Source organism: Neorhizobium tomejilense, from assembly GCF_964254135.1.
Classification (GTDB): Bacteria; Pseudomonadota; Alphaproteobacteria; order Rhizobiales; family Rhizobiaceae; genus Neorhizobium; species Neorhizobium tomejilense.
The window spans coordinates 1,204,894-1,229,844 of sequence record NZ_CAXUSO020000001.1; the positions used below are offsets into that span (position 1 = coordinate 1,204,894).

A 24,951-nucleotide genomic window follows, 5' to 3' on the forward strand; every position below is an offset into this window, starting at 1 on the left:
CTGTTAAGGGCCTGGGAAAGCATTCGTTAAAATGCTGTCTATGAACGAGATGCCAGTCTTGCGAAGGTCTTCGAGCGGAAGAGGTCCGCGGGATGACACTGACCGAAATATAGACGATCTCACCTATTGCGTGACGGTTGCCGAGCAGTCGCGCGGTTGAGCAGGCGGCGAGCTTCTTCTGCGTGTAGCTTCTCGACCTCATTCGCGGCTCGGATCAACTCGGCAATGAAATCGGTGGTCGAGCTCAATGCAGTGTGTCCTTGTCAGGAACCATCCCAGCCGAGTTCATGAAGTGGGCCAACGTATTTGCGCTGTCTTCCGGCAGGTCGCAGTACGGCTTCCCGCCGATGAACACGGTCCGGCCGGTGGTAGTGTCGAATATCTCCCACGTCGAGTCGCTGTCCTTGCGGATATCGAAGCGTGATCCGGCCGTCGTCGTCAAAGTCTTGACCCTTGGCGCCGGTAGGTGGTTGGTGGTGGGAGAGCTTCATGTGCTTGGGCGAGAGTTTCCAGCCAAGCCGCAAGACCAGCCGGCACCTCTTCGTTGCCCGTTTCCAGCGCTTCAATCCATGAAAGATCACATTGCAAGGCCGACGCCAGGTTGATTGGCGTCCAGCGGATATGGCGCAGGCATTCATTGAAGCGGTCAGGACTCATGAAACCAGCATTGCCACCCTCTGTACGGGAGTCAAGTTGCAGCAGTAGATCGTGAGTAGCAAATCGGCTGCGCGAGTGCCTCTCAGATCTGAGGGTTGCGCCGGAGCCGCGATATGCTCAACTGCCGGCATGACCAAAGAAGAAATAAAAACATTCGTGGCTACCATGATCGAGGCCGGGAGCAACGTCCAGGCGATTGGGACAACTGGATATGTTGTCGTTGAACCAGCCGATCCCACGGACAGAGAAGCCTACCGCCGGATCGAGCTTGTCTCTTCGGCATTCGGCGAAAGAGACCATCTCAAAGGTGAGATCATCGCCTACCTTCACGAGCTCGGACGTGTGGTGGAGATCCCAGAGGAGCCCGACACAGACCGTGCTTGATCCCTGTGCCGGGCGACGGGCACGCGGATAGGAGAGTATCCGACAGTGCGCCGCGGCATCGATATGGCGGGCGGCATCCATGAGTGCAAGCTGATGGAATGTGGCGGATTGGCGCATCTGAGGTGAGGGTGTCGCGAGAGCGTGTTCGTGGGGCGACGAACAATCTAATGAGGGACGGGGGATTTTGCCCTCGCGACATCCCTAGAATGCGACAGAGGTTAATTTGGTTCCGTGAACCTCTATTGCTCCTCAGTCATCTGGCAGGGGCGGACAAGTGAGATAGGCAATGAGGGTTGCCAGCGCAAAGATGCCAGCGAAAATCAGGAAAACTAGAACATATGTGCCCATGATTGATCCCCTTGCTGGGCAGATAACTCCGGGTTGTTGACTTTGTTCCGATATCGCCGCGCTCTGGGTGGAAGGGCACCCAACTCACGAAGCATCGAGGAGATGCTGGTTATTGTCCCTACGGAGCAGTTGCTGAGCCCGAGCATTTTCTAGCGTGGGTGGAAGGTCTTGAGTGCTGTACTATTCGCTAACTGATGCGAGATCTCTTTGACGTCGCGACTTGAGCCTACCCCCCTCAATAAGCCCTTTGAGTGAATTGATCACTTCTGCGCCATTGGCTTAAACTTCGGGAATAGGCCGGGCAGAGAAGAGCCCCGGCTGCGAAAGCCCGCGGTTCCGGGGATTGACGCGGGCTTTCCACTTCGATTGATCCGCACGGGGAGCGGCTAGATCGTTCAAGTCCAATCGTCAGTCATAGCAAAGTCGGGACCTCTTCAATCGGACTGGTCGGCGGCTCCACGATCACCAGCATGTTCCCCGGTAGCGGCCGCTGCAGATGCTTGGCCTCATCCCACGGGGCGGTAAGCCACAGGTCGAGCTCTTCCGGGGTTGTGAGGATCGTCGGCATTGCCTTCTGGTGGATCGGAGAAACGATCTCGTTGGGCTCCGTCGTCAGGAAGCCGAACAGTTCATATTCCCGCTCTCCATCCCGCACCTTGCGGATGCCGCGCCACGGGGTCCAGAACCCGGCGAAGAACATCAACGGGCGATCCTCGCTTCCGGCGAACCAGGCGTTCGGCACGCGGCCGCCCATGATCTTTCTGGCCGGGTCGGGTTCCGCGAAAGACGTGAACGGGACGACACAGCGGCTGGTGGGGCCGAGCCAGCGCCTCCAGTGCGGCGAACTGACGTTGCGGATGTTGGTGACGCCTGGATCGTAGTTCTTCACGAAGGCCGGAGGGGACGGCATGCCCCATGTCAGGCTCGCGATTTCCCGCTGTCCGTCCTCTCCGACGCGCACGACCGGCGCCTGGTAGCCAGGATAGACGTCAAGCGAGGGCTGGTTCCAGCCGGCCTTGTCCCGGAAGGACTTGGTGAACTGTAGGACCGCCTCGCGGCTCGTGGTGACGTTGTAGAGATTGCACATTCGCTCTCACCTCGGCAGGGACGAAATATCGATTACGCTATCGTATTTTTTGCATTCCTTGCAAAGAAGCTTCCTCTCAAGCTCCTTTAGGCGGGCATCGGGCCCATATCGCCGGGCGAGGCTGCTCTTGTTGAGCGGCCCCCGCCGACCGCAACGGCATCTGCCGTGGAGCATCTCCCACTCCTGGAGATCTGCCAGACGCTTGCCCAGAGCAATCTCGTAGGCCTCGCGGCTTACCATCCCGCTCTTCGCCATCCATTCGTCGTGGGTGAAATAGTAGACCAGGCTGCAGCGGTTATAGAACCCTTCCTTCGAGCGGGTGCAGCCCAAGGCTTTGCACAGATCGCCAAGCAGGCCCGGCATGTTGGCATCGCCATACTGACCGAAGAGCGAGTCCCCATCGAGGCTCTTGAGGATGTCGCAGTCTTCGCAGATCACTTTGACCTTCTGCCCTCGATAGTCTGAAAGCGTCGACGACTTCATGGTGCTTTCGTGTCTTCCTCACTGCGATCATATGCAGGCCGCCAGCCGCGGGCGAAACCTCGGCTTCCTGCGAACTCCGCCAAAGCCAGTTGTTTTCGCAAATGCCTGTTATCCTTCAGCAGTGCCGCGATTGCCGCCTTTACGTCACCGTCGTGAAAAGCCAGTTCGGCTTCCACGGCCCAGGCGATTTCATCGGTCAGAAGTTCAGCCGGACTGGATTGCATGACGCGAAATCCTCCTCCTTGCCGGTGCCGACGATCTTCATGATGAAGCGGTACTTGCCGCGGGGTTTCCAATTGGCCAGCGCTCCGCCGGTCGGGCCACCTAAGGCCATCTGCTGAGCATAGAAGCCCATATATTCGGCGTACCAGGCTTCGCAGTCCGCAGCGACTTCAGCATAGGTTGCCGAGTTGCCGCAATTTGGATTGTCGCAAGAGACGATGTCTTCAGGCTGCGGATTGCCACCGCCGTACTCCAGGCCACCACCACAAGCGGTGCATATTGGTTCTCCCAGGTGCCGCGTTCCGTCATCGATCTCAGTCATCGTGGTCTTCTTTCTTGTCTCCAACCGCTGCCTCCAGATCGAGCTGGGGAACGATTTCTGCCGCCGGTGCAGGCTTCCGCTTCGGCGACCGCGGCTTCGTGGATTTCGCACGAGACATTGCCGCTGGTGTGGGTTCAAGCTCCAGAATTGGCGCGGGCTGCGTTGGAACGCTTAAGTCGACCATTGGCGGGATCGGCGTCCTGATGGGCTCAGGCAATACCGATTCCGCTGGTGAAAATCGGATCATTGAAGCGTCTCGTGAATTCCAGGCATAGTTACACCTTCACGCCGAGGCGTGCTCAAGCTGTGGATAATATGTGGATAGCCACCACCACCGGGCGGCCGGATGTTCTAATTATGTTCTCATCTCGGGATGAGTCAACAGGGATTCTTTTTAATGCTTTGCTGATGGGATGCGGGGATGACGAACGCCCGCGAAAGGTGCCCGATTAGGTATAGAAATAGATTCGGCTCAATCGAAACTTCCGTGGATTGCTCTAGTTTATGCAACGAACGCGGAAGTTGATTTCAGCGCGTCTCCCAATGCCTGTTTCCCGTCAGCGTCCGCGTTCACCACAGCCGGGAGCAATCCTAAGCGGCTACCGAGTCATCGACCCCGGGCGGTTGGATACCGAGCCTGATTGATTGTCCTGCGGCGTAGGAAGCTGCATAGCTTTCGATTTGAAAGACACGCTCTTCAGTCTCTCCGGCCTCAGATATCCTGACGATCCACGCATCTTCTGCCTGGAATAGCTCTACGACCGGTTCATTCATAATCTCACCCTTTAAACAGGCGCATGAGATTTGAGGCCCACAGCGACAGCAAAAACCTATCGACTTTAGTAGGGTGAGTCTACCGAATGTTCTTGCGGCTCGTCCGGTTAATTTCGCCGCCGTGAGTCGGTGGTGCGTCAGCAAGGGAGGCGCGTCGTGGTGGACGCAAATTTCAGTCCGCCACCAGACCCACAAGCTTGCGATCGATAACTATGGCGTCGAGCAGCGAGGTCTTTTCGTTCAAGACCGCAAGCAGCCCTTCGGCATCGGGCCATACCAGCGTAAGCCGATAGATCGCCATGGCCCCCAGCGGTTCGATATCCGGGTCATTCCGCCGAAGGTCGTCCCGCTCGGATAAGGCATCGCGCTGGCATTCCTCAAGGGAAGCAGCGAAGGCCAAAGGCTCGTCACGGCCTGGCACGATCTGATATCCGAATACAACCAATTCCATTGAGTTTCCCCTCGAAGAAGCACCCTCATAGGTATAGCCCTCTACGGTTACGGTGGAACTCGCAAAATCGGGGGCGAAGAGGATATGGATTCACGGGGCGGAACGTTTGTGTGCAGTCGCAGTTCGAAGAACAGACGCAGCGGCCCTTCGATCCATCAGCACTTCACCGCGCTCCGCTGCGTTCCAGACTACTCCAGACAGTCCCTCAACTAGGCCCGCTTCGGCGGGCTCCTTCTTGGATCACACTTTCCTGGGATTTGCGGCATGGCCACCCTGCAATTGACGGCCGAGTTCAGGCCCCACTGCCACTGCGGTTAAGCCTCCTCCGTTGCGATTTGGTAGAGCCGCCACGCGTTGATTGGCAGGAGAGCCGCCTCCATGAGTATCAACGGCGGGCTGCCGATCATGGTGCCATAGACCGCGAAGCACAGGCTACTCGCTATCGCCAATACGCGAAGCTGAACCATGCGCTGCGTCAGGTAGGTTATTACGGTCAGGAAGCTGCCAGCAAAGCCGATGATCTCGATCCACGAATTCATTTTTAGATCTCCGCTAGAGTCACGCCGCCGGTTATTCGCCGCGCGCCAGCGCCGCGGCTCTCTCAAGGCCAATTGGCCTCGCGAGGGGATCGGCGTGGCGGTGGACTAGCTGCCAGTACGAGTCCACGCGGCGATAGACCTGGGTGACGCGCAGCGACCAGTCCTGATCCGGCAGACCGTAGACTTCGCCGTGCTGGCGCTCGACAAACGCTAGGACGACCAGATCATTGGAGGCATAGCTGGTCACCATCTCCAGCTTGGCGTCGCCGTTTCGGAAAGAACGCGCGAGCTCGGCCAGATGCGCCGCGCTGCCGTCGAAGCCGCGGCTCAGGGGGCCTCCAAACGGCTGCATCAATGTGAAGTCGTCCGACAGCAGCGTCATCTTATGCCACTTCACCATGTCGCCTGAGTTAAAGGCTTGAGCCTGTTCCTCTGTGCGCCGGATGAGAGCGGCGACAGTCTCTGACGAGGCAGCCAAGCTGGGCTCATTGAGGAGCAAGAGCTCCGAGAACGCGACCGCGGCGAACGTACAGCGCGACGCCGCGCCTTTGGGAGCCGTCGATTTGGTTGAAGCTTTCCTGAAGATTGAGAGCAAGTTGCACATAATTTTTCCTTCCAGTGATCTGCGTTGCTGGTGCGGGGAAGGAATCCCATTTGTCCGGTACTGAATCCAGTGATATGATTTCAGCGATATGCTGAACCAAATTGATCTATCGAGAGCCGACCTCAACCTCCTCGTGCTGTTCGAAGTCGTCATGGAAGAACGCCATGTTGGACGGTCCGCTCAACGCCTCAACCTCTCGCCCTCCGCTGTCAGTCACGGGCTAGGGAGGCTTCGTGTCCTTTTGGGTGACCCTCTCTTCCTGCGAACACCGAGAGGCGTAGTCCCGACGGATCGTGCTCTGGAAATTGCAGAAGCGGTTCGCGAGGTTCTCGACCGGGTGCGTCGGATCATCATCAGCTCCGAGGCCTTCGACCCCGAACGCTCGTCGCGCCGCTTCACGATCGGGGCACCTGATGGAGCGTCGTCGGTGTTTCTACACCCTCTTCTGCACAAACTCGCTTCCAACGCTCCAAGGGTCTCCCTGGGATTGCGCCAATTGTTGCCCCGGCCCGGAGAAACGTCCATTGCATCAGCGTGGGCAGACGCCCTGGTCGACCTCGAAAAGCGGGCGATCGACATCGCGATCATACCCCACGATGACGTTCCGGCTCGTTTCCGGCATGAACTCCTCTATGAGGAGGATTTCGTGGTGGCGATGCGCGCCGGGCATCCTTTCAAATTGAACCCCAGCTTAGCCAGATACTGCGAGATGAAGCACCTTGTGGTTTCCCATTCGGCCGATCCATTCGGTTTCGTTGATTCAGTTCTGGAGCAGCACGCGCTTACACGACAGATCGCACTCACCGTACCGAGCTTCATGCAGGCACTAGCGGTGCTGGCAGACACCGAACTGGTCTGCGCATTGCCGCGCCACTTCGTCCAGATGTTCGAGACGACTTTCGGCATCGAGTGCGTAGACGCTCCGATCGATTTCGGCAGGTTCAAGATGAGTCTGGTGGTGCCGAAAGCCGCTCTGTCGGACCCCGGGATCGATTGGCTGGTAAATACGATAGGATCGATGCGTAGGGCGTAAAGCTTCGCCTTATTCCAAATTCCGTTTCAGAGCCTTCAGGAGCGCGTCTAGCTCGGCGTTCGAGCCATGCGCTAGCATAAGATTGTCAGCCACCTCTATGATAGCCGTCAGCACCTCGGGCTCGTCCCATCCGGCCTTCACTGCGGCCTGGATCAGATCCTGCAGCGGGATCTCAATCGCCATCTGGCAGAACAGGTGTCGGTTCTCGTCGCCGGCCGCGACAGTAGGGGCAGGAACGTCGGTCATCGGTAGGGAGATAGGGGCACGGGCGCCGCTGGCGAGGTTGTGGATACCCAGACGACATATGTCACTTGTGCGACCCGCTTCCGCAATGTCCGCTTTCGGATTTCGTGCAGGGCTATCAAACGGCGGATTTAGGGCGCAAAGCGGAAATTCCCCCAGGAACGCCGGAAGCCGGCCGTCGGGTTTAAGCTCAGCATCGAAACGTGCGGACATCATTTTCGGCATGATGTAATCAGGATTGATGCGCTTCGCAATTGAAACCCTCGGCACACGCGGTGACGTCCAGCCCTACATAGCGTTGGCTAGGGGCCTCATGGTGCGTGGACATGAGGTCCAGTTAGCCGCCCCTGTCCAGTTCACCGACATGGCCGCCGCGCACAAAGTTCCGTTCGTGGGCCTTCCAGGCGAATTCCTGGCGCTCCTAGACACACCGGAGGGAAAGGCCGCCGTTGCGGGCGGCGATGGATTCCACGCGGGCTTCAAGCTCCTCAAGCATGTGCGTCCCCTAATGACGAGCCTTCTCGACGAGGAGTGGCGGGCGGTCCGCAGCTTTCAGCCCAACGTGCTGGTCTATCATCCGAAATCGTTCGGCTCGCCGGACATGGCCGCGGTGCTCGGTGTGCCACATGTCCTGGCTTCCCCCGTTCCGGGCTTCACGCCGACTGGCGAATTTCCGAGTCCTATGCTTCCGTTTGCGTCGCTCGGACCATTCAACAGAATGAGTCATACATTTGCGATCAAAGGCGCGCGGCTGCTGTTCGCCAAGGAGCTGAAGGCGTGGCGCGCAATGACTCTCCGCCTTCCTGGAAAGACTGCCCCCAAACCGGCGGCGGGGACACTCTACGCCTATAGTCCCGCAGTGCTCCCGAAACCGGGGGACTGGGCTTCGGAGGTGCTGGTTACCGGATATTGGTTCCTCGATAGTCCCGATTGGCAAACCGACGAGGCTCTGGAGTGTTTCCTGGGAGCTGGTCCCGCACCTGTCTATTTCGGCTTCGGGAGCATGCCAGGGATCGACCCTGAGGCGATGACGGGCATGATCCTAGAAGCCCTCGAAATGACCGGCAAGCGCGGCCTGCTGATGGGTGGGGGCGGCGGCGCGATCGGTAAAGTTGATGCGAGCGCCCGAGCATTCTTCTTGTCCGGCGCGCCACACGATCGGCTGCTGCCACGGGCGAGTGCGGCCATCCACCATGGGGGAGCAGGAACGACCGCGGCGAGCCTTCGTGCCGGGCTGCCCACGCAGATCATCCCTTTCTTCGGCGACCAGCCTTTCTGGGGCAGGAGGGTCGCGGCGCTTGGTGCTGGACCTCTCCCACTCGACCGAAGGACGCTTAGCGCCGCCGGGCTGGCCAACGCGCTGGCAGCTATGGACTCAGCCGCCATGCGGGGACGCGCGGCTGATGTGGGGACCGCCATAGGGAGGGATCACGGTGTCGAGGCCGCAACTAACTTCCTAGAACGGCTGAGCCTCAGATCGGGTTGAGTGTGGTGTGTGGATGGCGGGATGTGCCCCAAAGCTCGCAGGAGGCGGCGAACCCTGGAACCAATCCGAACTTCACCATTAGGTCCAGGAAATCTATGAAGCCTCGCCTACTCTCGACACCCTGATCGACTCCGGATCCCCTCCCGCAACACCACGCCATCGAGAGCACTCGTAATCGTATCCCTTAAGCTTTCGAGGGAAAAAGGTTTGCCAAGCACACGCGATCCAGCGAATTCTTCTGGTACCCCGCTCTCGCCATAGCCGGTGCTGAATATGAATGGCACCGAGCGGTCTCGCAGGGTTTCGGCAATGGGAAAGCTCGGTTGTCCCGCCAGATTGATGTCCAGTACTGCCAAGTCGATCTCTGCGCTAGCGGCTATCTCACATCCTTCGCGCAGCCGCGCCACTGAAGCCACGATTTCGCAGCCAAGTTCCTGAAGCATGTCTTCGATCATCAAGGCTACGAAACCCTCGTCCTCGACGAGAAGAACCTTGAGTCCGTGAAATTCAGTCATGACTGGACGGTTTCAATGGGAACCGATACTCGGCAATTCACCCCGTCAGACTCAAAGGCAAGATCAAGCTCGCCACCGAGATCCCGCTCGATACAACGTTCCATCAGGCGGCTCCCCATGCCGCGTCGGGCCGGGGGCGTCACCGGCGGACCTCCTTCTTCCTTCCATTGAAGGACGAGTATGAGCTGATGCCCTGCCTCTTCTTGGAAGCGCCAGGTGACGGCGAGCTTTCCAGAATCCGTTGAGAGCGCACCATACTTCACCGCGTTCGTGGCGAGCTCATTGAGAGTCATGGTCATGCTCAGAGCGGTTCGGGAATTAAGTTCAACAGAGCAGCCGTCGATGCTTATCCTGCTCACTGCTTCGCCGGCGACCGCCACCAGCACCTCGCGGGCAAGGATTTCCAAGGGCGCATTTTCCCAGTGACGTCGGGTCAGCAAGTCATGCGCGCGAGACAGAGCAAGCACTCTGGCCTCGAACCGATCAACGAAGTCTTCCAGACCATCTGCATGTCGTGCCGTTTGCCTCGCAAGCGACTGTACAGTGGCGAGGGTATTTTTGACCCGATGGTTCAGCTCATCAATAAGGATCTTCTGCCGGTTGTCGGCCTGCTTTCGCTCGCTGATGTCGACAAGCATGTTGATCGCGCCGATGAGGTTGCCTTCGGCGTCGTGAAGCGGGGTCGGGTAGGGGATGAACGGAATGCGTCTGCCGTCCGGCCGTTCGGCTACGGCCTCGGCCCCCCGAACTGGCCGATTTTCTTTCAAAGCTACCGCCATGGGGCACTGGTCGTGTGGCAAAGGACTGCCATCGGTGTTGTATAGACGCCATGTGACGCACCACATATCGCCGATCTGAGGGGGGCGGCCGGACATCTCCACGGCTGCGTTGTTGAAAAAGGTCACTCGGCCCGTGGCGTCGGTCGTATAAACCGCCGCGGGCAGCGCCTCCAGGAGATCGCGCATGTGCCTTTCGCTCTCGCGGATGCGATTCTCCATCTGCTGGGCGACGGTGACGTCCTGCAGCACACGCACGCCGTAGCGAAAGCCGCCGGATGCATCCCGCACGGACGAACTATGGACATCCAGGTAGACCATAGTTCCATCAGGCTTTATTGCGCGCTTGCGTATAAGATAGTTGTCAATCTCGCCGCTGATCTGGCGGTTGTAGAGGAGGGCGTCCTCCTGCCGATCCTCGGCCTGCGTATAGTCGAGGAAGGTCATGTTGAGCAGTTCCTCGCGGGAGCGCCCCAGCATTCGGCAGAGAGCGTCGTTGACGCGAAGAAGGTGACCTTCGCTGTCTGCTTCGGCGATGCCTATTGTTGCCGCCTCGTAGGTCGCCGCCAGGCGCTCGTCGCTTTCACGCCGCGCGCGCTCGGCCTCGAAGAGTTCGGTGACATCGGTCGTGAAGCAGCGCGTATTGATAAACTCACCATCCTGAAAGCGGCTGTTGGAAGTGACCAGCACGTGCTTGATAGAACCGTCCCTGGCGCGAAGTCGTGCGGGATAGCGATCGAGTTTTTCGCCACAGGAAAGTTTGTGCAGGATGTCTCCAATGACCGGTGCATCCACGTGGAATTCCGCTATATGGCGGCCGACATACTCTCCCGAAGTATAGCCGAGGAGGGCAAGCTCAGCCTTGTTCGCCCGCTGGATGATGCCGTCGCCGCCAACGATGTGAAGACCGATTGCGCTATTTTCAAAGAAATCTTCGAGATCAGCACTCTTCTTTCGGGCATCCTCCTCCATCTCCTTATGTGCCGAGATGTCCTGAAAGCAGTTGATCGCTCCCTGAATCCTGCCGTCATGGCCCTTTAAAACGCGAATATTGACGAGCGCAGTGAACCGGGAGCCATCAGGTCGTTCGATCACAACTTCACCATTGCGAGTCGCCGAACCTGTGAAGACCGCCGTTGCCATTGGGCAGGCATCATGGCTGAGCGGGGTGCCATCCGGCAGAAATAGCGCATGGGAGCCGCAGAAACGGTAGCGGTTGTCGCCCATGGCCGGCCTCTGCCCCCACAGCTCGGCTGCTTCCGAATTGTTGCGTACCAGCCAGCCTTCATGGTCGCAGAGATAGACGGCGCCTGGGATGGCATCAAGAACGCTAGGCGCTGCCGCCAGGAGTGCTTCATACTCCGTGAGTCTCCGCGCGGCAGCAGGGAATTCCTCTATATTTGACATTGGTGACGCCTAATCCCCCAGAATTTCCGGCCTGATAACCAGCCGGGTATCACACATCAGGCGACATACACCCCCCGACAACCTTTCAAACGGAGATCCTTTCAGTTGGTTCCCAGGCACCGCCAGTTCTGGATATCCTTTGGCCCCACTAGGCATCTACGGTGAAACCGCGTTGAGGCGAGAGGGCAGAGTTGTTAGGGGACGATCGGTAATGGCAACCCCAGTCACCACCCGAGCGTCGTCACCGGCTCGATGCGGTATCTCTTCTGGAATTCCCGGAGAACCATTTCCAGCGTCGCCTTGAAAGCGCTCACATCAAACTTCCTCGTCGACGTTGGCTCGTGCAGTTAGCGCCAGTCGAAGAAGGCAGCTCTCACTCGAGCCCATGAGATGCACGCGGACCTCTTTGACGAGATCGCTGCCCTTGAAACCATTTCGGCCAGTGCACATATAGGGTTCACCACCCGTCATAGATGACTGCCTGCAGCGCCGCTCTCGGCCGCGCGTTTGCAGTTGTCCGGGTTACGAAGGCGCTCCCTGGCAGCAGGTCGAGCGCCTTCGTCATTTCTGCAGCTTGCGACACGCATCGACGCTCACGCGGTCAACCCCTGTCCAAGGCTTTTGGGTTTCATAGGAAGCACCTCGATATGCGGATCAGATTCGGCGATATTCAGATATACTCATCGAGCATTGGGTATTTCTCCGACAGCCAGGCAAGCACCATTGGAAGCTCGTGATCCTTCCAGTCTTCTCGACTCGAAACCTTGCCATCTAAGGTCAACGTTTGCTCTAGGTGTCCCTCGTCTTCGATTAAGATCGCCCCGGCAAAGATTTCCTTCCGGTGAACGCTCTGGAACCGATAGGCAATGCGCTCCGCGAGTATTAGGGTCTCAGCGATCTCCCGGAGCAGCATGGAGCGGTCGTGATGATCCAGTTCATCGACGATCGAGAGATCCGCATCAACGCGCGCGACTAGTCCTAGATAGTAAGATCTTGCTGGTTGATCGTCATTACCATCGTAGCTGTCGAGAAACTCCGCTGCATCCATGATTTCGAGCACTCCTGTGGGTGCGCGGGTCTAACTCCCAATCCCTGAAGGACATGCTAACGGGACGTTTCCATTTCAGGATCTCTGTAATCACTCCATCCAGCCGATCCACGAGGGAGACCCGGGCGTTCTCGACTGCAGACGGAGGGACGGCGTCGTTCGGCAGCGATGCATCTTCAAGGGCTTCCAGCGCGTCTCTGATCAATTTCTGCCTGGTCATCGAAATCAGCAGGAGAAGTTTCGAGCGTGCTGATGCGGAACGGCTGACTTCAACCCGCAGTTCGTCACCTCTCGAACCGTCGGCCGCCATGTGCACGATTATGGGGATTGATTTTAGAAGAGAGCGAGCCGTCTCTCCAGAGGGCATTATCCGGAAGAACGTTTCATGCAGGTGGTCGGAGAGTTCTGCTAAATTCGCCCAAGGCAATGTCTCCACAAATCACCCCCTGGCTCATCACACTGTTATGAATTTGAACCCAGTGCAGGCAGCGGACGCAAGAGCCGGCAGGCGGAGCAATCCAATAAACCAGGCCAGCGAATATCCACCAGGCGCTAGCCGTCAGACCAGAAGCGCCCTCTGTCGAACTCTTCCGCTGCCGGTGTCGGCACAGTCGTCACGACCTCCGAAGTTGCGGCAGCAGTGCCTCCGGTCATAACACGGACCACGAATACTGGCGCAGTCATGCCCGGGGAGGTTCCGGGTGCCGAAAGAGCCCAGCTTACGAGAGCGTCCTCAGCGTCACTCTCGTCCTCAGGCTCCATTTCGGAAACGGGGATCCCCAGCAAGGCGATCGAGGGGGACGGTTCACGTAGTTCCAGGATCGCTTCCTGCCTTGGCACGCTCCCAGTTGAGAGGACTGAAACAGGGCCGAGCGACGCGGACTCAACCGCAAACGAGGGAACTGCATCCGCCGGACGAGTAGAGGGGACCGGTACCGCCAGAGAAGCGAGATCGGCAAACCTTCTGTCGCACGCGATTGAGCTGCCGCCTTGGGGTTCGTCTGAAGCTCCAGAGCTTCCTCCGCCCGGCTCTTCGGTGTCGGAAGCATGGCCGTCAGCAGACTGCTGCGCACTGGTGCCGGAGCGGCATCGTCATCATCCTCCGCGCGGTCGTAGACCTCCCAGACGAGATCGAGCAGGCGCGGATCCATCCGGGCAGGCTCTTTCTTCCGCCAGTCGCGGAGCAAGCGGTTGATCTGCGCCAGACCCTTGGGGTCGAACCTGCCGTCGCGTTTGAAGGTGATCGTCGCCCTCTCTCCCGTGTGCGTGAAGAACAGCTTGAGGGACCGGTCTGCCTCGGCAGCAGCAAACGTGGCAGAGGCGCGGAGATCCTGGACGACCTTCGCGACATCCAAATCCTCCGGCGTTCCCATCATGAGGACCCGGATGGAGCTTCCGATCTCAGTGAAGGCCAGCCACAGGATGTAGCCTGCGATCAGCAGCGTGATGGCAGGATCGATCCACGTCCACTCGTAGACAAGGATGAGCGTGCCCGCGACGATCACGCCCACCGACCCCAGCGCATCGGCCAACGTTGTGCAGGAAGGCGGCGCGGATGTTCATGCTGCTCTTCGACATCGCGTAACGGGAAGGGAATTTCGGAAGTTGGTCTGACACGGCGATGAATCGAAGGAAGTCATGGCCGAGACGTAATCTGCTCAACGTCTGAAAGATACTCTTCGGCCTGTTTCGCAAGGTTCTCGAAGTATCGCCGCGCGATGTCCGGGGCGACGTGCAATGCTGGTTCGATCCCCGCAAACGCCCGCTCGACAACCAGCGCCGTTCCCCACGCGCCGATGCCCACAGGATAGGCTATCTCACTCTCGAAAGTAACGATGGTTGCATCCCGGAGATGATGGATGATGCCTTGCACGGTCTCGCTGTCCCATGACCGAATGTCTGGCCCGTCATTTCGCGCTTCCTCCTTCGCCATGCCGGCGAGTGCGACATAGGCGATCTGAGAGGTTCTAGTGGCAAGGATCCGTTGCCTCCGGAGTTGGATCGCGAAGTTCGTCTTCTGATGGACGTCAGCGTCACGAACCTGTCTCGAGAGATACCAAATCGTCGGGACCGCCGCGATGACGGCCGCCCAACCACTTGTCGCCGAAATCCATTCCCTGATGCAAGATTCATTAGGCATGCACAGCGACAGTGCATCCCGGCTTCCGACATGATGCCCCGCCGCGAAACATGCGATGCCGAAGACAAGGCAGCAAATGATCCAGATAATTCGCATGGTCGCGTGATTCCGTTTTGGTCACGATAGTTGGCGGCATCGGATTCGCAAGACGGCAGATGGGAGGGGCTAGGCGTGGCTCTAAAGGTTGCGCATTCGTCTTCTCCGGTATCACGAAATCCGCCGCGAGATTGCCGTCGCCTGCCTGCAGGGCGGCATAGAAGGCCTCGATCGTGGTTGCGGCCGTCCCGTAGCTCCTGGTGATGTCGCGGGCAGGGGAGATAGCCTTGACCCACACCAGCAGCGGCCTGTGATGATGACCTGTCAGTGCAGGCATGGGGTCGACCACATCGACGTAGACATCGGCATCGCGCAGACGCGCCATCTCCCTCACGGTCGTAGCGCCGGGAGCGAGTTGGACCTCGTCGAACATATGGGAGGGATCTGTGAATTCGTCGCCTGTTATGCAGATCCGTCGGCTGAGCTTCAGCACGTAGCCGGGTTCGGGCGTGTCACCTTCTGCACGGCCTCAAAATTCGGAGGTCCGGTCCGGGCTTGCCAGTGTGTGTGTCTGTCCACGGTCCATCCCTCGTGCATCGTCGGCCAGGCCGGCTTTCCCACGGAGTGATCTTATGTCGATCGCTGTCCACAACAATTGCTATCCAGGAGCTTGAAACGGTGATGACTGACGCTGACATTACCGGGCGAACCGAGGAGCACACATGGAAACCGAAATCCATCTGGTCGCCGATACAAATCTTTTCTTCGAGTGCAGAGCACTGCCTCAGTTGCCGTGGAAGGAGCTTGGCAAGGATAAGGTCGTCATCCTGCTCACGAAGCCCGTCCTCGACGAGATCGACAAGCATAAAAAGGCCAATGGCCGGACGCGGGCACGGGCGCTGGAGATATTCGGCCGTGTCCGTGACATGATCGCCAAGGGCACCACCGAGTGGGAGATCAGCGGACCGGCACCTCGGGTCGTCCTGCGTAGGTTTACGGCTGCCAAGCCGGATCCTGAACTGCAGGATGACCTGGACTATGGCAAGACAGATGAGAAGCTTGTGGGCATCGCATCAGCGCTCGCAAAGACGACTGACGGTTCCGAGGTAAGGCTTTTCACGGACGATACGGGCCCGGCATCGATTGCGGACGACTTCAAAGTCCCATTCCTGATGATCCCTGAGGAATGGCGGCGGCCACCAATGGATACAGAAGATGGAAAAGCGGTTCGGGAACTCGAGAACGAACTTGCGAACTATCGCGCGCAGGAGCCGAACATCGTCATTCGGCTTTCCGATCCTCATGGCAAGGAGCCCGTGACGGTCGTCCGGAAGTTCGCCTCGCCGCTGACCCCTGCAGAGGTGGACTTCTTCATCGAAAAACTCCGCGCTAAGCATCCGATCGTAGAGGATTTCACACCTCCAAAGGCGGTTAGCTCCACGGACCAGTACGGAGTGGTCACAACTATCGAATACGTTCGGCCCTCGGATGAGGATGTCGCGAATTACCGGGAGAAGGCTTACCCGGCCTGGATCGACCGCTGTCGCCTTGCGTTTCAGGAACTGCATGCGGGACGTGATGAATTTGAGCAACGACTGTTTCTTTCCTGGGGGATTGTGAACAAGGGCAGCCGTCCAGCGTCTCAGGTTCGTATCGAGTTCGAAGGCAAGGGTCCCTTAGAATTGCGTCGCCTGCAGGACGACGAAGAGGAGGAGGGGGAGGCGCAGGCTAGCCTCGCTCGGACAGAGCTTCCCAGGCCGCCAATGCCGCCCGCTGTCGAGCAACGGGTGCACAGGGGCATGCCTGAAGTTGCCCCGGCAAGGCGCGAAGGATTCGATCTTGCATCGATGGCTGCTGGCGTCGGGAGCCGGGACTTCCTCCGCAATGCTGACAAACTTGCTGTGATGGCTAATCTCGGAGGTACGAGCAATCTCGCTCGCGAGCTAGCCAGGATGTCGGATCCGACCGGGCTCCGCGGACTCATGAAAAGCTTTGATCCGCTAGGAAGTGCTGCACTGGGCAGACAATTCGATGCGCCTCTTGGGGTGGATCGGCAACTTCTGTCCGGGATATCCTCGGTAGAGCCGATCGTGCGGCCGTTCATTGATCCCTCTAACTTCATCGTCAGGCCACCGGCAACCCGGGATGCAGAGGATTTCTACTACGACGACTGGCCTACTGACCGAGGCGTGAAGAAGGGCGCCCTAACGTGCGGGCTTTGGCGACACCATCGCGCCGAAGAGTTCTTCGGCTTCGAGGTCGTGTTTCCGAACGATGGCGCAGGACGCGGCATCGTCGAATGCACCGTTCACGCCGAAAACCTGACCACGCCAGTTCAGGCTAAGGTGAAGGTAGGGAGGGCGGTCGAGAATGTGAGCATGGTCGATTTTGCCGAAGCGCTCATTGACCAGTGCGCCTGACTTTACGGCCTTCGATTACACCATCATGGTACAGGCGCGCAATTTGTACGGAACCGGAGTACCCCCTCTTCGAGTCGTACGCGCGTTACACGCTCAGCGAACTGGCAAGTCGAGTGCGGTGGCCACCCATGATCGCTCGAATTCCGTCAGATCCGCGTTCGTGTCTGCAACAGCCGCCGACAGGCGACCTATCAGCGAAGCGTAGGTGTCGTTGCTCCTATGAAAACGTTCCGTGATCTGGATCGGAACACCTTCCTCATCGAGGTTCTTGAGTTCTTCAGCACGGAACCAGCGCGCCAGCTCTCTCAGGAAGAAGTGGTAGTCCGCCTCGGGGTATCTCTTCTTCACATAGATCTCAATGACGGAGATGATCTGGGGCAAGCCGTATTCGCACGCTCGAAGGAATTTGAAGATCAGGTCGAAATCCTGCTCCCGCTCCTGGAGGGTTTCGTCGTGGTCCCGGAGAAACTGCTTAATCGTCTTCGCCCGACGAAGACGGTTGATGCGCAGCGCGAGCTGCCCCTCGGATTTCGCGCCGTAGTCACTGACACGCTTGACCTGGACGATGATGTTCACGAGAATCTTGAGGGTGTCCCAATCGGGGTATCCGGTGAAAACGAGTCCACGGCTGAAACGGATCCTGTTCTGAACGATATGCTTAATCTCGGCAACGACATCCAAACCGACCGAAGCCGCTAGACGTAGTCCGGCGGGATCCAGGTCGAGGGTCTCCTTCAGTTCAGTGATGCGGTCGTCGACGGCATCGGACTTGTCCTCATCCTCAAGGAAGACCACGTAGTCATCAGGGGCATCATCGTCGTCGGAGAAGACTGTGGGTGTCACCTCCATCTCCACCTGTGCCGGCGGCTCGTTGAAGAGAAAGACGCGCCCGACGTGGTGTTCTCCCAGTCTGCCCGCTCTTCCCTTGATGTTCGAGAATGTGAAGAAGTCGTAATCGGCGCGGTTTATCGACTTGTCGTAAATGAGCACTGTCTTTGCCGCCGTGTTTACACCCTCGATAAGCGTCGATGTGCAGAACAGAACTGGCAGATACCCGATGTTGAAGAGACGGACCATGTGCGAGGCGATGGCTCTGGGGATCCTGCCATGATGGACGCCGAATCCATACCGGACGCTTCTAACCACGGACCAGCGGCTGCCGACGTTCTCCGCAAGCCAGTCGGCGAACTCGCCTCGTCCTTCGCTCACGGCCATCCCCTCGGCCGCCTCCGATGCCAGTGAGTTCGCTTTATCCGGACTGGAGACGAACACTAGTGCAGGCCAGTTCTCGTCGTTCCCGATCTCTTCCAGAAGTCGCTCGCGCTTGTTCTCGGTTCCGCGCAGATCGAAGGTGTCCACAGCTACCGTGGCAAACCGCGTCCGGATGAAGTTGAACTGCCATCTGCCCCCGCCCGACACGCGGACAGTGTCGATGTTCGGGCCCAGGAAAAAGAACTGCCGTGATCGGGCCAGAAGTCTGTAGACGGCTGCATTGAGAGATGCGCTCCGCTCATCCTTTCGGTCCGCGTCGAGCTTGTAGAACTCGTCCACAACCGTGATGTCGAGCGAACCCAGGTCGTTCCGGTTCAGGATGCGCTCCTGAGTTCCCAGGAAAATGGTAGGTCCTTCGCCCACCACATCGCCGGGATGCATGATCACGTGGAATCGTTCGCGGAAGCGCCTGCGAAGCCTTCGGCGGAACTCGTCGAGGAGGGCGATCGTCGGCAGGACGATAGCAATCCTCTTGTATCGTCCAGTTGCCAGCAGGGCATCGATCAGTAGGCTCTTCCCGAAGCTGGTGGGTGCGCTCAGGATCACGTTGCGGCCAGCGAGGAGATCGTTGAGGACGGCGATCTGCTCCCGGTGAAAGGTCACTCCCAGCTCGTCTGCGGTGACGGCTTCCGCAACGATTGCATCCGCCGTATCGGCATGGCTCTTGTCTATGTAGTTCCATAGCCCCGTCGCTCTGGCGAGTGCACTGTACGCTTCGCGGAAGCTGCCAAGCTCGGGTCGCGTCGCGATGAGATCTGCCAGTCTGGGGACGACCTCGAGAAGTTTAGGATCTTCCGGATTCGGGCCGTGTATGGCAGCGGAAGCGGATCTCAGGAGGCGGAACACGGACCCCTTGAGTTCGTCTCCGGAGTTACGCCCGATTGCACCCCAGTCGACCGCTTCGAAAGTCATGCGGATAATCCCTTCAGCTTCCTGTCGAAAGCCTCTGCAAGAGCGGCCTTGGAACCAAGCGGAATATAGATGAGCAGGATCCGGATCTTCTGCCGCAACCCGGATTTCTCCAACTTTTCCGCCAACTCCTTCAGTTCCGGCTCCAGCTCGCGGAGGTAGGCGTCATCGATCTTTCCGTGCCTGGAAGCGGCCTTGCTGTCGCATGCGATGCAGATAGGAAAGACGGCAGCCGACATCAGATCGTCTAGGGACGTTTCGCTGGCGAAGAGTTCCCGGATCTCTGCATGATGCTCAATGTCCTTTGAAATCTGCGGCCCCATGATGAGCTTCTCGTTCTCGAGGAACCCCTGCTGGATGTGTCTCTCAACGGAATCGATCGCGGCAGTCACTGCTTCCGATCCAGTCTCGTAGAATTTGGCTTCCCCCAGCCATAGTTCGAACTTCCCATGGCCGAGATATCGAACGTGAGCCATGTCGAACGACTTCACCACTTCGTTAGAGGACGTCAGGTAGAATACGCGCGGGGCTATAGGAATTGTCTCGAAGAAGTCGCGGCAGATTGCATGAAGCAGGATCTCCCCCACCTCTCCTCGGCGCTTGTAATTGTCGCTCGTATAGACGCGGACGGCGGCCTGTTGCATCTTGACGTAGGAGTTCGAGTGATTGACGTTGAGCTCGTCCTCCTTGAGAGCGTAGTCCATGACCCACTCGATCAGGTGTTTCGCCAAGGCTTCACATCGCCACGCGGAAAGTTCAAAACCTGCGCAGTAACCATTGTTACTGAACGGAATATCGATCTTCAGGACATGCTTCAGAAGTCTCTTTGGTTTAATCGAATATTTCGTCACGACAGTTTCTGCAGTGGGTGAGAATCGTATGTCTTGATGCTATCATAAGTTGACATTCAGGCGCACTTCTATTGGCCACGCCGGCGCTAGCAACGAGGCGACGTAGGCCTGAAAGTCTTGGCTGCATTAGTCCGGCTGCGATCTCTTGAGATGATAATATATTATTCAAAGTGATTCCCAGCATTCTTGCGACTTCCGGAAAAGCATTCCCGCAGGCCGTGATTTAGTTTCAGCATTGCAAATGTTAGCTCATTCGCCGTGAAGAGCGGAGCGACCCGCGTCCGGAACCGGATCCGTGGCCGGAGCGGTCATTGTCCTGATCCGTGTCGACAGAGGATGACACCGGTCGCGCCTAGAACACGCACTCACCGACTTTAAGTATATCGAGAATAATCGCTGTAGTTGCCGACAGCATCCGGACCATCGTGCCGCGATTACCTGTCCGCCACGCTTACCCGCCTTGTCAACGGCCATAAGCAGAGCCGGATCGACGAGCAAATGCCGTGGAATTACCCTGAGCGTACACACGGCTGAAGTCCGCTGTCGGCCCAAAGCCGTCCCCAACTGGCGGAAGCTCGCGATATTTCGTTGGGCTATCCGTGAGGTGGCAGCAAGCCTCCCATCCAAATGTGTTCGCGATCTCAAATTCGCTGCGGCCTAGGACATCGTCCGTGCCGATGGCGGGACCGAGTTCGTCCTGCATCCATCGACCAGGCTCGGCTTTGTGGCTGACAAGAGATTCATGATCAATCTCTGTGGGATCGATAGATCGAATGCTAGCGATCGCCTCGCCGTCGGTGGTTGCGTCGATCGCGAACGTGATGTCGTCGTCGCTCGCCAACTGGGGTTGCCCACCCATACGTCGGGACATTAAGTGGTAGCGCAGATTTGAGAGCGGATCATGAGTGACGACAAGAAAAAGGGCTCACCTGATGACGGAGACCCCGCATTGGAGAACGAAAAGCGACGTCTGCGAGACGCCGCCAATCTGAAAGCTTCAATTCCGGATATCAAGCAGGCCGCCGAATTGCTGAAGACGTTCGAAGAAAATCGGAGGCGTCTGAATAGCTTGGGCGTCGACTTCAAACAGGTCTCGGAGCAAGCTCGCTTGGCATCCCTGCCGGACTCCCTCATTCGGCGCGACCTAGAAGCGGCTCGGAAGATTTCGGAGCCCTATCGGCAACTCATCTCAGGACACTCCTCCGCCTTGAAGGGAATTTCAGACGCACTGATGAAGAGCGACATCGCGAGGTTCGGCAGGCTCAAGGAATCGATCCGGGCGGATCAGCGCACCATTGGCTTAGGCATCTCCGAAATCATGAAGCAAATGTCGGCGGCGGGCCAAACGTTCGAAGCTGCCAGCGCCTCGAAGTCTTTCGCCTCGGACGTCGCCAAGATTACACAAAGAATAGCCGCGACCTATGCGCAGTTTCACGCTATCGCGGGTCCGATGACGCAGATACTCGACGACTTCAGGAAGCACTCCGAGTCTTGGTCCAAGGCTCACGCCACGATCACCAGCGCTTTGGCTGCGTCCCTTCTCGTGGCGACGACCCCATTGCCGCAGGTGGGAAGATCGACGATGGACTTGGCGGCGCTTACAGCGGTGGCGCTTGATGCCGGACCTAACCGCGCCGCGTGGGCCACTGCCCGCAAAGAGTCATTCCTCGTCGACGGCATCTCCATTCTCCACGAGGCAGAACGCTCTAGCACCGAAAAACCCCTTGATGTCGATGCTATCGTGGACGCCATTACCACAAGGTTATCGGCGGACTTAGCCAAGAATGCCTCGCCGTCGAGGATACTATCGCACTGGGTGGTGGTGACGACACTATTGGCTTTACTCCTAGCCGCGGTACCGATCTACCAAACGGAGCGCGATCGCACTGAGGATGCCGCGAAACACGACTATCATCCGGACATCGTGCGGATACTTGAGAAGCAGGACTCCAAACTCGATAGCATCGTGACTCACCTCAGCGAGAAGGCCGCCAAGATTTCCAAGGTGGTCGGCCTTCGCGCCGCCAACATCAGGCGAGCGCCCACGACGAACTCGAAAATCTTGGGCAAACTCAAGCCGGGCGACATCGCCGTCTTAGATTCAACTTCGGCGGGCTGGGTGCTGATTGAAATCGCCGACCCACTAAGCAATGAGGTGACGCGCGGGTGGGTATTTTCGCGGTTGGTATCGAACATCGACTGAGGCCTTGATCGCACTGCCTACGGGCCTAACACGTAGCGTTACGCATTTCTGAGATGCGTGAGACGGCCCTGCTAAAGGAAACCGGTGTAGTCGTACCAGCCGAGGTCTGAACGCGTACTAGTGTCATAGGGTTAGCGGCTTCCAGTGATCGTTCGCACCAACTCGACCGTGTGCCACTGAGGCTCGTTTGTGAGGCCGCATATCGCTCCAAGACGTGCGCGTTACGCCGAGCATTTGCAACGCGTCATGAATATGCGGTTTCGGTCACTCAATGCCGAAGGTCGAACGACGCCTGTCGGCAACGATTGCGCCGAAACTACGCGAGCGTGTAACTTGCTGAGCAGCACGTTCAATAAATATCAATGGTGGTAGGTGACGTTATGAGCGAAAGTCCTTATATACAGGCAAGAAACCGCGTCATCAGCTTGGTTTTATACGCACTTCTATTGGCTCTTATTCAGTGGAAAGTGATATCTACTGGCCTGACCCCGAATGAAAACGCGATCTGGGTCTATAGCGGTTTCGCGAGTCTGCTGTTCGGTAGTCGCCTTCTCAATCCGCATTTCACGCCACCTGCAGATGCCGCGACCAATAGCTTCGTTGCTCTGGCCGCTATCGCCGCCGGTTCACTAGTCGTTCCCGCTGAGTCCTGGGACCTTGTCCTGATCTGGGCGATCGCCGTCTTTTGTACCGTTATATGCCTGCTTTCAGTGATCGTACTTCTCATGCGTGTGCCGGTAGGTATCGAAACCCGACTATGGGTTGGCGCCGCCGACCGCGCCGTGCGCAGCCTTGGCAGTCCTTCGGTTATCTTCACGATCCTTATTCTGGCATGCGTGTGGCTATTCCATCGCACTCGCACCGACGAGGCAATTGCCATTTTGACGGCTTGGGCAGTGATTGTCGCACTACGTCCGGTTGAAGCAATTCTGTCATTCCTAGGTTGGATAGACGGACAATTTCAGACCATACAAACTGAAGAGGTCATTGGACAAATCGCGGCACACCAGTCGCCGGGAATTGTCCTTGTCCGTCAGCTAGGTGATAAAACTGTGCCGCGCGGCACACCTCTTGTTGTTGCCGATAATAACGGACCGTGGATGCTAGGCGTGGCCCTGAACTATGTTGGCCGGGACGAGGGTAACTTGCTGCGCGTACTGACGGCCCGGCTCCCTGATGGATTGAAGGATCGCATCGGTAAGCTGCCCGACCCCAGAGGCGCGGCGATGGCGCTTGCATTGAGAGCCACACCCGAAGAGTTGGCCGACGTCCCCGCTATCCAGTGGATCAACCGACTCTGTGGTATCGTGGTCAGCGATACGAGTCTGGAATACGTCCTTTTTGAGGTGACGGAGGAGCGCGACCTGTCCGAAGGACGGCTGGTGGAAGTACGGATCGGCGACTTTCATGTTATCTTTCAGATCATTGAAGGTCTGACCCGTGAGAACATCGTCCAGCAGAAAAACACCTACGGCTATGCTCGCGCTAAAGCCCGTAAAATAGGCCGCTGGGATACCGACGCTGGCAAGTTCGTCCCGGTAAAATGGCTCCCGAAGATTAACTCCCCTGTCTTCATGCTCCCCTCAGACGAAGCGGCCCCGGCCGCTGATGCAATCGGCCATTTCCCGGATACCGGCTTTGGGGTAAGTCTCGATATCTCCTCCGCCGTTACGCACAACACCGCAGTTCTGGGCATTCTCGGAATCGGAAAGAGCTATCTGGCGATTGAGCTGGTTGAGCGAATGATTGCCGACGGCATCAAGGTCATCTGCCTTGATCTTACAAACCAGTATGGCCAGTTGCTGGCCGAATTTCTCGATCCTGCCGGTGAAGAAGCGCAACGCCTTGCTCTGGTACATGCCGGCCAAGGAGGTGCTGCCCACCAGAACCAGGAACAGGGCGGTAGTCATCTGGCTTTCCGGGCACGGGTGATTGAGCAATTGCGTGCCTTTGTCGATCCTGCCGATCAGCGCCGTCTGCGAGTGATCAACCCTGCGCAGTTCGAGGTCACCCGGCAGGCAAGCGGCATGTTCAACAACAATGCCAACATGGCGACACTGACACCGACAGAGATCACGGCCATCATCTCCGATGCGGCACTGATGGTGTGCCAGGAAATGGGCATGACGGGCCAGGCGCGCGTTTGCCTTGTCTATGAGGAAGCCCACTCACTGGTTCCGGAATGGAATTCGGTTATAGCGGAAGGTGATAAGGCGGCAACCGCCAGAAGTGCCCGCGCTATTCTCCAGGGCAGAAAGTACGGGCTAGGCTGCTTGCTGATAACACAACGAACGGCGAACGTGACGAAGACCATCCTCAATCAGTGCAACACGATATTTGCGATGCGCACTTTCGACGATACGGGCAAAGAATTCCTGTCCAACTACATCGGCAGCGACTACGCGAAGATACTTCCCAGCCTAGAAGCCCGCCATGCGGTGGTCTTCGGTAAGGCATCGTCCTGCGAGAACCCTGTCTTGGTAAGGCTCAATGAACGTGAAGCATTTGTTGGTGCATTTAGAGCCATCTATCCCGTACCCCCAATGCCAGTGCCTCTCGCGGCAAACGACGCCGCCATGCCACCGCTTGCGGAAAACGATCTAAACGATGATATCCCGTTCTGAGACGGGGCGAGGCATCAGCGGGCGCGCCGTTCCCTTTTCTTTCAGCCTTTACCTTAGGTGTAGCAGGCCGCTCGGGCTGCATGGCCGCTATTGGCGCGAGGGGGACCATCGGCTAAC

General features: G+C 58.0%; 24 protein-coding genes and 2 pseudogenes. 6 read left to right on the forward strand and 20 right to left on the reverse strand.

Going from position 1 to position 24,951, the window contains the following annotated elements; translation table 11 throughout:
- Positions 1-244: 244 nt before the first annotated feature.
- Both ACSQ3G_RS06260 and ACSQ3G_RS06265 read right to left on the reverse strand, forming a co-directional pair.
- The gene (locus tag ACSQ3G_RS06260; protein ID WP_436109406.1) at positions 245-442 is read right to left on the reverse strand and encodes a hypothetical protein; all 198 of its coding nucleotides are present in this window, start codon (positions 440-442) and stop codon (positions 245-247) included.
- Positions 439-657 carry a hypothetical protein gene (locus ACSQ3G_RS06265; protein ID WP_105441258.1) on the reverse strand — a complete coding sequence of 73 codons (219 nt, stop codon included), beginning with the start codon at positions 655-657 and terminating at the stop codon, positions 439-441. The genes ACSQ3G_RS06260 and ACSQ3G_RS06265 overlap by 4 nt, the downstream gene beginning before the upstream one ends.
- 129 nt (positions 658-786) lie before the next feature.
- On the opposite strand from ACSQ3G_RS06265, the gene ACSQ3G_RS06270 reads away from it, so the two are divergent.
- Positions 787-1,041 carry a Y4lK-related protein gene (locus ACSQ3G_RS06270; RefSeq protein WP_436109407.1) on the forward strand — a complete coding sequence of 85 codons (255 nt, stop codon included), beginning with the start codon at positions 787-789 and terminating at the stop codon, positions 1,039-1,041.
- Positions 1,042-1,801: 760 nt separating this feature from the next.
- On the opposite strand, the gene ACSQ3G_RS06275 is transcribed toward ACSQ3G_RS06270, so the two are convergent.
- From ACSQ3G_RS06275 to ACSQ3G_RS06305, 7 genes are all read right to left on the reverse strand, one after another.
- Entirely contained in the window at positions 1,802-2,476 is a 675-nt protein-coding gene (locus tag ACSQ3G_RS06275) for an SOS response-associated peptidase (RefSeq protein ID WP_436109408.1), read from the reverse strand.
- A 6-nt stretch (positions 2,477-2,482) separates the two neighbouring features.
- A complete protein-coding gene (locus ACSQ3G_RS06280) occupies positions 2,483-2,959 on the reverse strand; it encodes a hypothetical protein (protein WP_436109409.1) in 477 nt (158 codons plus the stop codon).
- A complete protein-coding gene (locus ACSQ3G_RS06285; RefSeq protein ID WP_436109410.1) occupies positions 2,956-3,183 on the reverse strand; it encodes a hypothetical protein in 228 nt (75 codons plus the stop codon). Before ACSQ3G_RS06285 ends, ACSQ3G_RS06280 begins: the two co-directional genes overlap by 4 nt.
- On the reverse strand, positions 3,156-3,503 hold the full coding sequence (locus ACSQ3G_RS06290) for a hypothetical protein (protein ID WP_436109411.1): 348 nt from the start codon (positions 3,501-3,503) through the stop codon (positions 3,156-3,158). The genes ACSQ3G_RS06285 and ACSQ3G_RS06290 overlap by 28 nt, the downstream gene beginning before the upstream one ends.
- Positions 3,504-4,449: 946 nt before the next feature.
- The gene (locus ACSQ3G_RS06295) at positions 4,450-4,728 is read right to left on the reverse strand and encodes a hypothetical protein (RefSeq protein WP_436109412.1); all 279 of its coding nucleotides are present in this window, start codon (positions 4,726-4,728) and stop codon (positions 4,450-4,452) included.
- Positions 4,729-5,042: 314 nt separating this feature from the next.
- Positions 5,043-5,267 carry a YgjV family protein gene (locus ACSQ3G_RS06300; protein WP_436109413.1) on the reverse strand — a complete coding sequence of 75 codons (225 nt, stop codon included), beginning with the start codon at positions 5,265-5,267 and terminating at the stop codon, positions 5,043-5,045.
- A gap of 31 nt (positions 5,268-5,298) precedes the next feature.
- Positions 5,299-5,871, reverse strand: a complete 573-nt coding sequence (locus tag ACSQ3G_RS06305; protein WP_436109414.1) for a YybH family protein — start codon at positions 5,869-5,871, stop codon at positions 5,299-5,301.
- Positions 5,872-5,959: 88 nt separating this feature from the next.
- Here ACSQ3G_RS06305 and ACSQ3G_RS06310 point away from each other — a divergent pair, with 88 nt between their 5' ends.
- Complete coding sequence (locus ACSQ3G_RS06310) at positions 5,960-6,904, forward strand: LysR family transcriptional regulator (protein WP_436109415.1); 945 nt, start codon at positions 5,960-5,962, stop codon at positions 6,902-6,904.
- A gap of 9 nt (positions 6,905-6,913) precedes the next feature.
- Here ACSQ3G_RS06310 and ACSQ3G_RS06315 read toward each other — a convergent pair whose 3' ends face one another.
- Positions 6,914-7,372 (reverse strand): hypothetical protein, encoded by a 459-nt coding sequence (locus tag ACSQ3G_RS06315; RefSeq protein ID WP_436109416.1) that lies wholly within the window; start codon positions 7,370-7,372, stop codon positions 6,914-6,916.
- Positions 7,373-7,388: 16 nt separating this feature from the next.
- On the opposite strand from ACSQ3G_RS06315, the gene ACSQ3G_RS06320 reads away from it, so the two are divergent.
- Complete coding sequence (locus tag ACSQ3G_RS06320) at positions 7,389-8,633, forward strand: glycosyltransferase (RefSeq protein WP_436109417.1); 1,245 nt, start codon at positions 7,389-7,391, stop codon at positions 8,631-8,633.
- 107 nt (positions 8,634-8,740) lie between these two features.
- Here ACSQ3G_RS06320 and ACSQ3G_RS06325 read toward each other — a convergent pair whose 3' ends face one another.
- From ACSQ3G_RS06325 to ACSQ3G_RS06355, 7 genes and pseudogenes are all read right to left on the reverse strand, one after another.
- The gene (locus ACSQ3G_RS06325) at positions 8,741-9,148 is read right to left on the reverse strand and encodes a response regulator (protein ID WP_436109418.1); all 408 of its coding nucleotides are present in this window, start codon (positions 9,146-9,148) and stop codon (positions 8,741-8,743) included.
- Positions 9,145-11,331: a PAS domain-containing sensor histidine kinase gene (locus ACSQ3G_RS06330; RefSeq protein WP_436109419.1), complete on the reverse strand. Its 2,187-nt coding sequence runs from the start codon at positions 11,329-11,331 to the stop codon at positions 9,145-9,147. Before ACSQ3G_RS06330 ends, ACSQ3G_RS06325 begins: the two co-directional genes overlap by 4 nt.
- Positions 11,332-12,001: 670 nt before the next feature.
- Complete coding sequence (locus ACSQ3G_RS06335) at positions 12,002-12,379, reverse strand: hypothetical protein (protein WP_436109420.1); 378 nt, start codon at positions 12,377-12,379, stop codon at positions 12,002-12,004.
- A gap of 1,091 nt (positions 12,380-13,470) precedes the next feature.
- Positions 13,471-13,755, reverse strand: a pseudogene (locus ACSQ3G_RS06340) (peptidoglycan L,D-endopeptidase MepK); the annotation flags it as partial.
- A 9-nt stretch (positions 13,756-13,764) separates the two neighbouring features.
- Positions 13,765-13,911, reverse strand: a pseudogene (locus tag ACSQ3G_RS06345) (cation efflux transmembrane domain-containing protein); the annotation flags it as partial.
- A 104-nt stretch (positions 13,912-14,015) separates the two neighbouring features.
- Positions 14,016-14,519 carry a hypothetical protein gene (locus tag ACSQ3G_RS06350; protein WP_436109421.1) on the reverse strand — a complete coding sequence of 168 codons (504 nt, stop codon included), beginning with the start codon at positions 14,517-14,519 and terminating at the stop codon, positions 14,016-14,018.
- Positions 14,512-14,988, reverse strand: coding sequence for a hypothetical protein (locus tag ACSQ3G_RS06355; RefSeq protein WP_436109422.1), 477 nt, complete (start codon positions 14,986-14,988; stop codon positions 14,512-14,514). The genes ACSQ3G_RS06350 and ACSQ3G_RS06355 overlap by 8 nt, the downstream gene beginning before the upstream one ends.
- Positions 14,989-15,277: 289 nt before the next feature.
- On the opposite strand from ACSQ3G_RS06355, the gene ACSQ3G_RS06360 reads away from it, so the two are divergent.
- Positions 15,278-16,975, forward strand: coding sequence for a PIN domain-containing protein (locus ACSQ3G_RS06360; RefSeq protein ID WP_436109423.1), 1,698 nt, complete (start codon positions 15,278-15,280; stop codon positions 16,973-16,975).
- Between the two features lie 93 nt (positions 16,976-17,068).
- Here ACSQ3G_RS06360 and ACSQ3G_RS06365 read toward each other — a convergent pair whose 3' ends face one another.
- The 3 genes from ACSQ3G_RS06365 to ACSQ3G_RS06375 form a co-directional block, all read right to left on the reverse strand.
- A complete protein-coding gene (locus ACSQ3G_RS06365; protein WP_436109424.1) occupies positions 17,069-19,159 on the reverse strand; it encodes a DEAD/DEAH box helicase in 2,091 nt (696 codons plus the stop codon).
- Positions 19,156-20,007: a HamA C-terminal domain-containing protein gene (locus ACSQ3G_RS06370; RefSeq protein WP_436109425.1), complete on the reverse strand. Its 852-nt coding sequence runs from the start codon at positions 20,005-20,007 to the stop codon at positions 19,156-19,158. The genes ACSQ3G_RS06365 and ACSQ3G_RS06370 overlap by 4 nt, the downstream gene beginning before the upstream one ends.
- Positions 20,008-20,470: 463 nt before the next feature.
- The gene (locus ACSQ3G_RS06375; protein ID WP_436109426.1) at positions 20,471-20,848 is read right to left on the reverse strand and encodes a hypothetical protein; all 378 of its coding nucleotides are present in this window, start codon (positions 20,846-20,848) and stop codon (positions 20,471-20,473) included.
- Between the two features lie 60 nt (positions 20,849-20,908).
- On the opposite strand from ACSQ3G_RS06375, the gene ACSQ3G_RS06380 reads away from it, so the two are divergent.
- Both ACSQ3G_RS06380 and ACSQ3G_RS06385 read left to right on the forward strand, forming a co-directional pair.
- Positions 20,909-22,210: an SH3 domain-containing protein gene (locus tag ACSQ3G_RS06380; RefSeq protein ID WP_436109427.1), complete on the forward strand. Its 1,302-nt coding sequence runs from the start codon at positions 20,909-20,911 to the stop codon at positions 22,208-22,210.
- 380 nt (positions 22,211-22,590) lie between these two features.
- Positions 22,591-24,834 (forward strand): ATP-binding protein, encoded by a 2,244-nt coding sequence (locus ACSQ3G_RS06385; protein ID WP_436109428.1) that lies wholly within the window; start codon positions 22,591-22,593, stop codon positions 24,832-24,834.
- Positions 24,835-24,951 lie beyond the last annotated feature (117 nt).

Bases quoted from the DNA above. Each gene is read 5' to 3' on its own strand.
- ACSQ3G_RS06380 (WP_436109427.1), top strand. From the start codon at position 20,909: ATGAGTGACGACAAGAAAAAGGGCTCACCTGATGACGGAGACCCCGCA.
- ACSQ3G_RS06300 (WP_436109413.1), bottom strand. From the start codon at position 5,267: ATGAATTCGTGGATCGAGATCATCGGCTTTGCTGGCAGCTTCCTGACC.
- ACSQ3G_RS06355 (WP_436109422.1), bottom strand. From the start codon at position 14,988: ATGTTCGACGAGGTCCAACTCGCTCCCGGCGCTACGACCGTGAGGGAG.
- ACSQ3G_RS06360 (WP_436109423.1), top strand. From the start codon at position 15,278: ATGGAAACCGAAATCCATCTGGTCGCCGATACAAATCTTTTCTTCGAG.
- ACSQ3G_RS06315 (WP_436109416.1), bottom strand. From the start codon at position 7,372: ATGCCGAAAATGATGTCCGCACGTTTCGATGCTGAGCTTAAACCCGAC.
- ACSQ3G_RS06270 (WP_436109407.1), top strand. From the start codon at position 787: ATGACCAAAGAAGAAATAAAAACATTCGTGGCTACCATGATCGAGGCC.
- ACSQ3G_RS06320 (WP_436109417.1), top strand. From the start codon at position 7,389: ATGCGCTTCGCAATTGAAACCCTCGGCACACGCGGTGACGTCCAGCCC.
- ACSQ3G_RS06310 (WP_436109415.1), top strand. From the start codon at position 5,960: ATGCTGAACCAAATTGATCTATCGAGAGCCGACCTCAACCTCCTCGTG.
- ACSQ3G_RS06285 (WP_436109410.1), bottom strand. From the start codon at position 3,183: ATGCAATCCAGTCCGGCTGAACTTCTGACCGATGAAATCGCCTGGGCC.
- ACSQ3G_RS06305 (WP_436109414.1), bottom strand. From the start codon at position 5,871: ATGTGCAACTTGCTCTCAATCTTCAGGAAAGCTTCAACCAAATCGACG.
- ACSQ3G_RS06330 (WP_436109419.1), bottom strand. From the start codon at position 11,331: ATGTCAAATATAGAGGAATTCCCTGCTGCCGCGCGGAGACTCACGGAG.
- ACSQ3G_RS06385 (WP_436109428.1), top strand. From the start codon at position 22,591: ATGAGCGAAAGTCCTTATATACAGGCAAGAAACCGCGTCATCAGCTTG.
- ACSQ3G_RS06350 (WP_436109421.1), bottom strand. From the start codon at position 14,519: ATGCCTAATGAATCTTGCATCAGGGAATGGATTTCGGCGACAAGTGGT.
- ACSQ3G_RS06290 (WP_436109411.1), bottom strand. From the start codon at position 3,503: ATGACTGAGATCGATGACGGAACGCGGCACCTGGGAGAACCAATATGC.
- ACSQ3G_RS06280 (WP_436109409.1), bottom strand. From the start codon at position 2,959: ATGAAGTCGTCGACGCTTTCAGACTATCGAGGGCAGAAGGTCAAAGTG.
- ACSQ3G_RS06265 (WP_105441258.1), bottom strand. From the start codon at position 657: ATGAGTCCTGACCGCTTCAATGAATGCCTGCGCCATATCCGCTGGACG.
- ACSQ3G_RS06365 (WP_436109424.1), bottom strand. From the start codon at position 19,159: ATGACTTTCGAAGCGGTCGACTGGGGTGCAATCGGGCGTAACTCCGGA.
- ACSQ3G_RS06295 (WP_436109412.1), bottom strand. From the start codon at position 4,728: ATGGAATTGGTTGTATTCGGATATCAGATCGTGCCAGGCCGTGACGAG.
- ACSQ3G_RS06325 (WP_436109418.1), bottom strand. From the start codon at position 9,148: ATGACTGAATTTCACGGACTCAAGGTTCTTCTCGTCGAGGACGAGGGT.
- ACSQ3G_RS06275 (WP_436109408.1), bottom strand. From the start codon at position 2,476: ATGTGCAATCTCTACAACGTCACCACGAGCCGCGAGGCGGTCCTACAG.
- ACSQ3G_RS06335 (WP_436109420.1), bottom strand. From the start codon at position 12,379: ATGGATGCAGCGGAGTTTCTCGACAGCTACGATGGTAATGACGATCAA.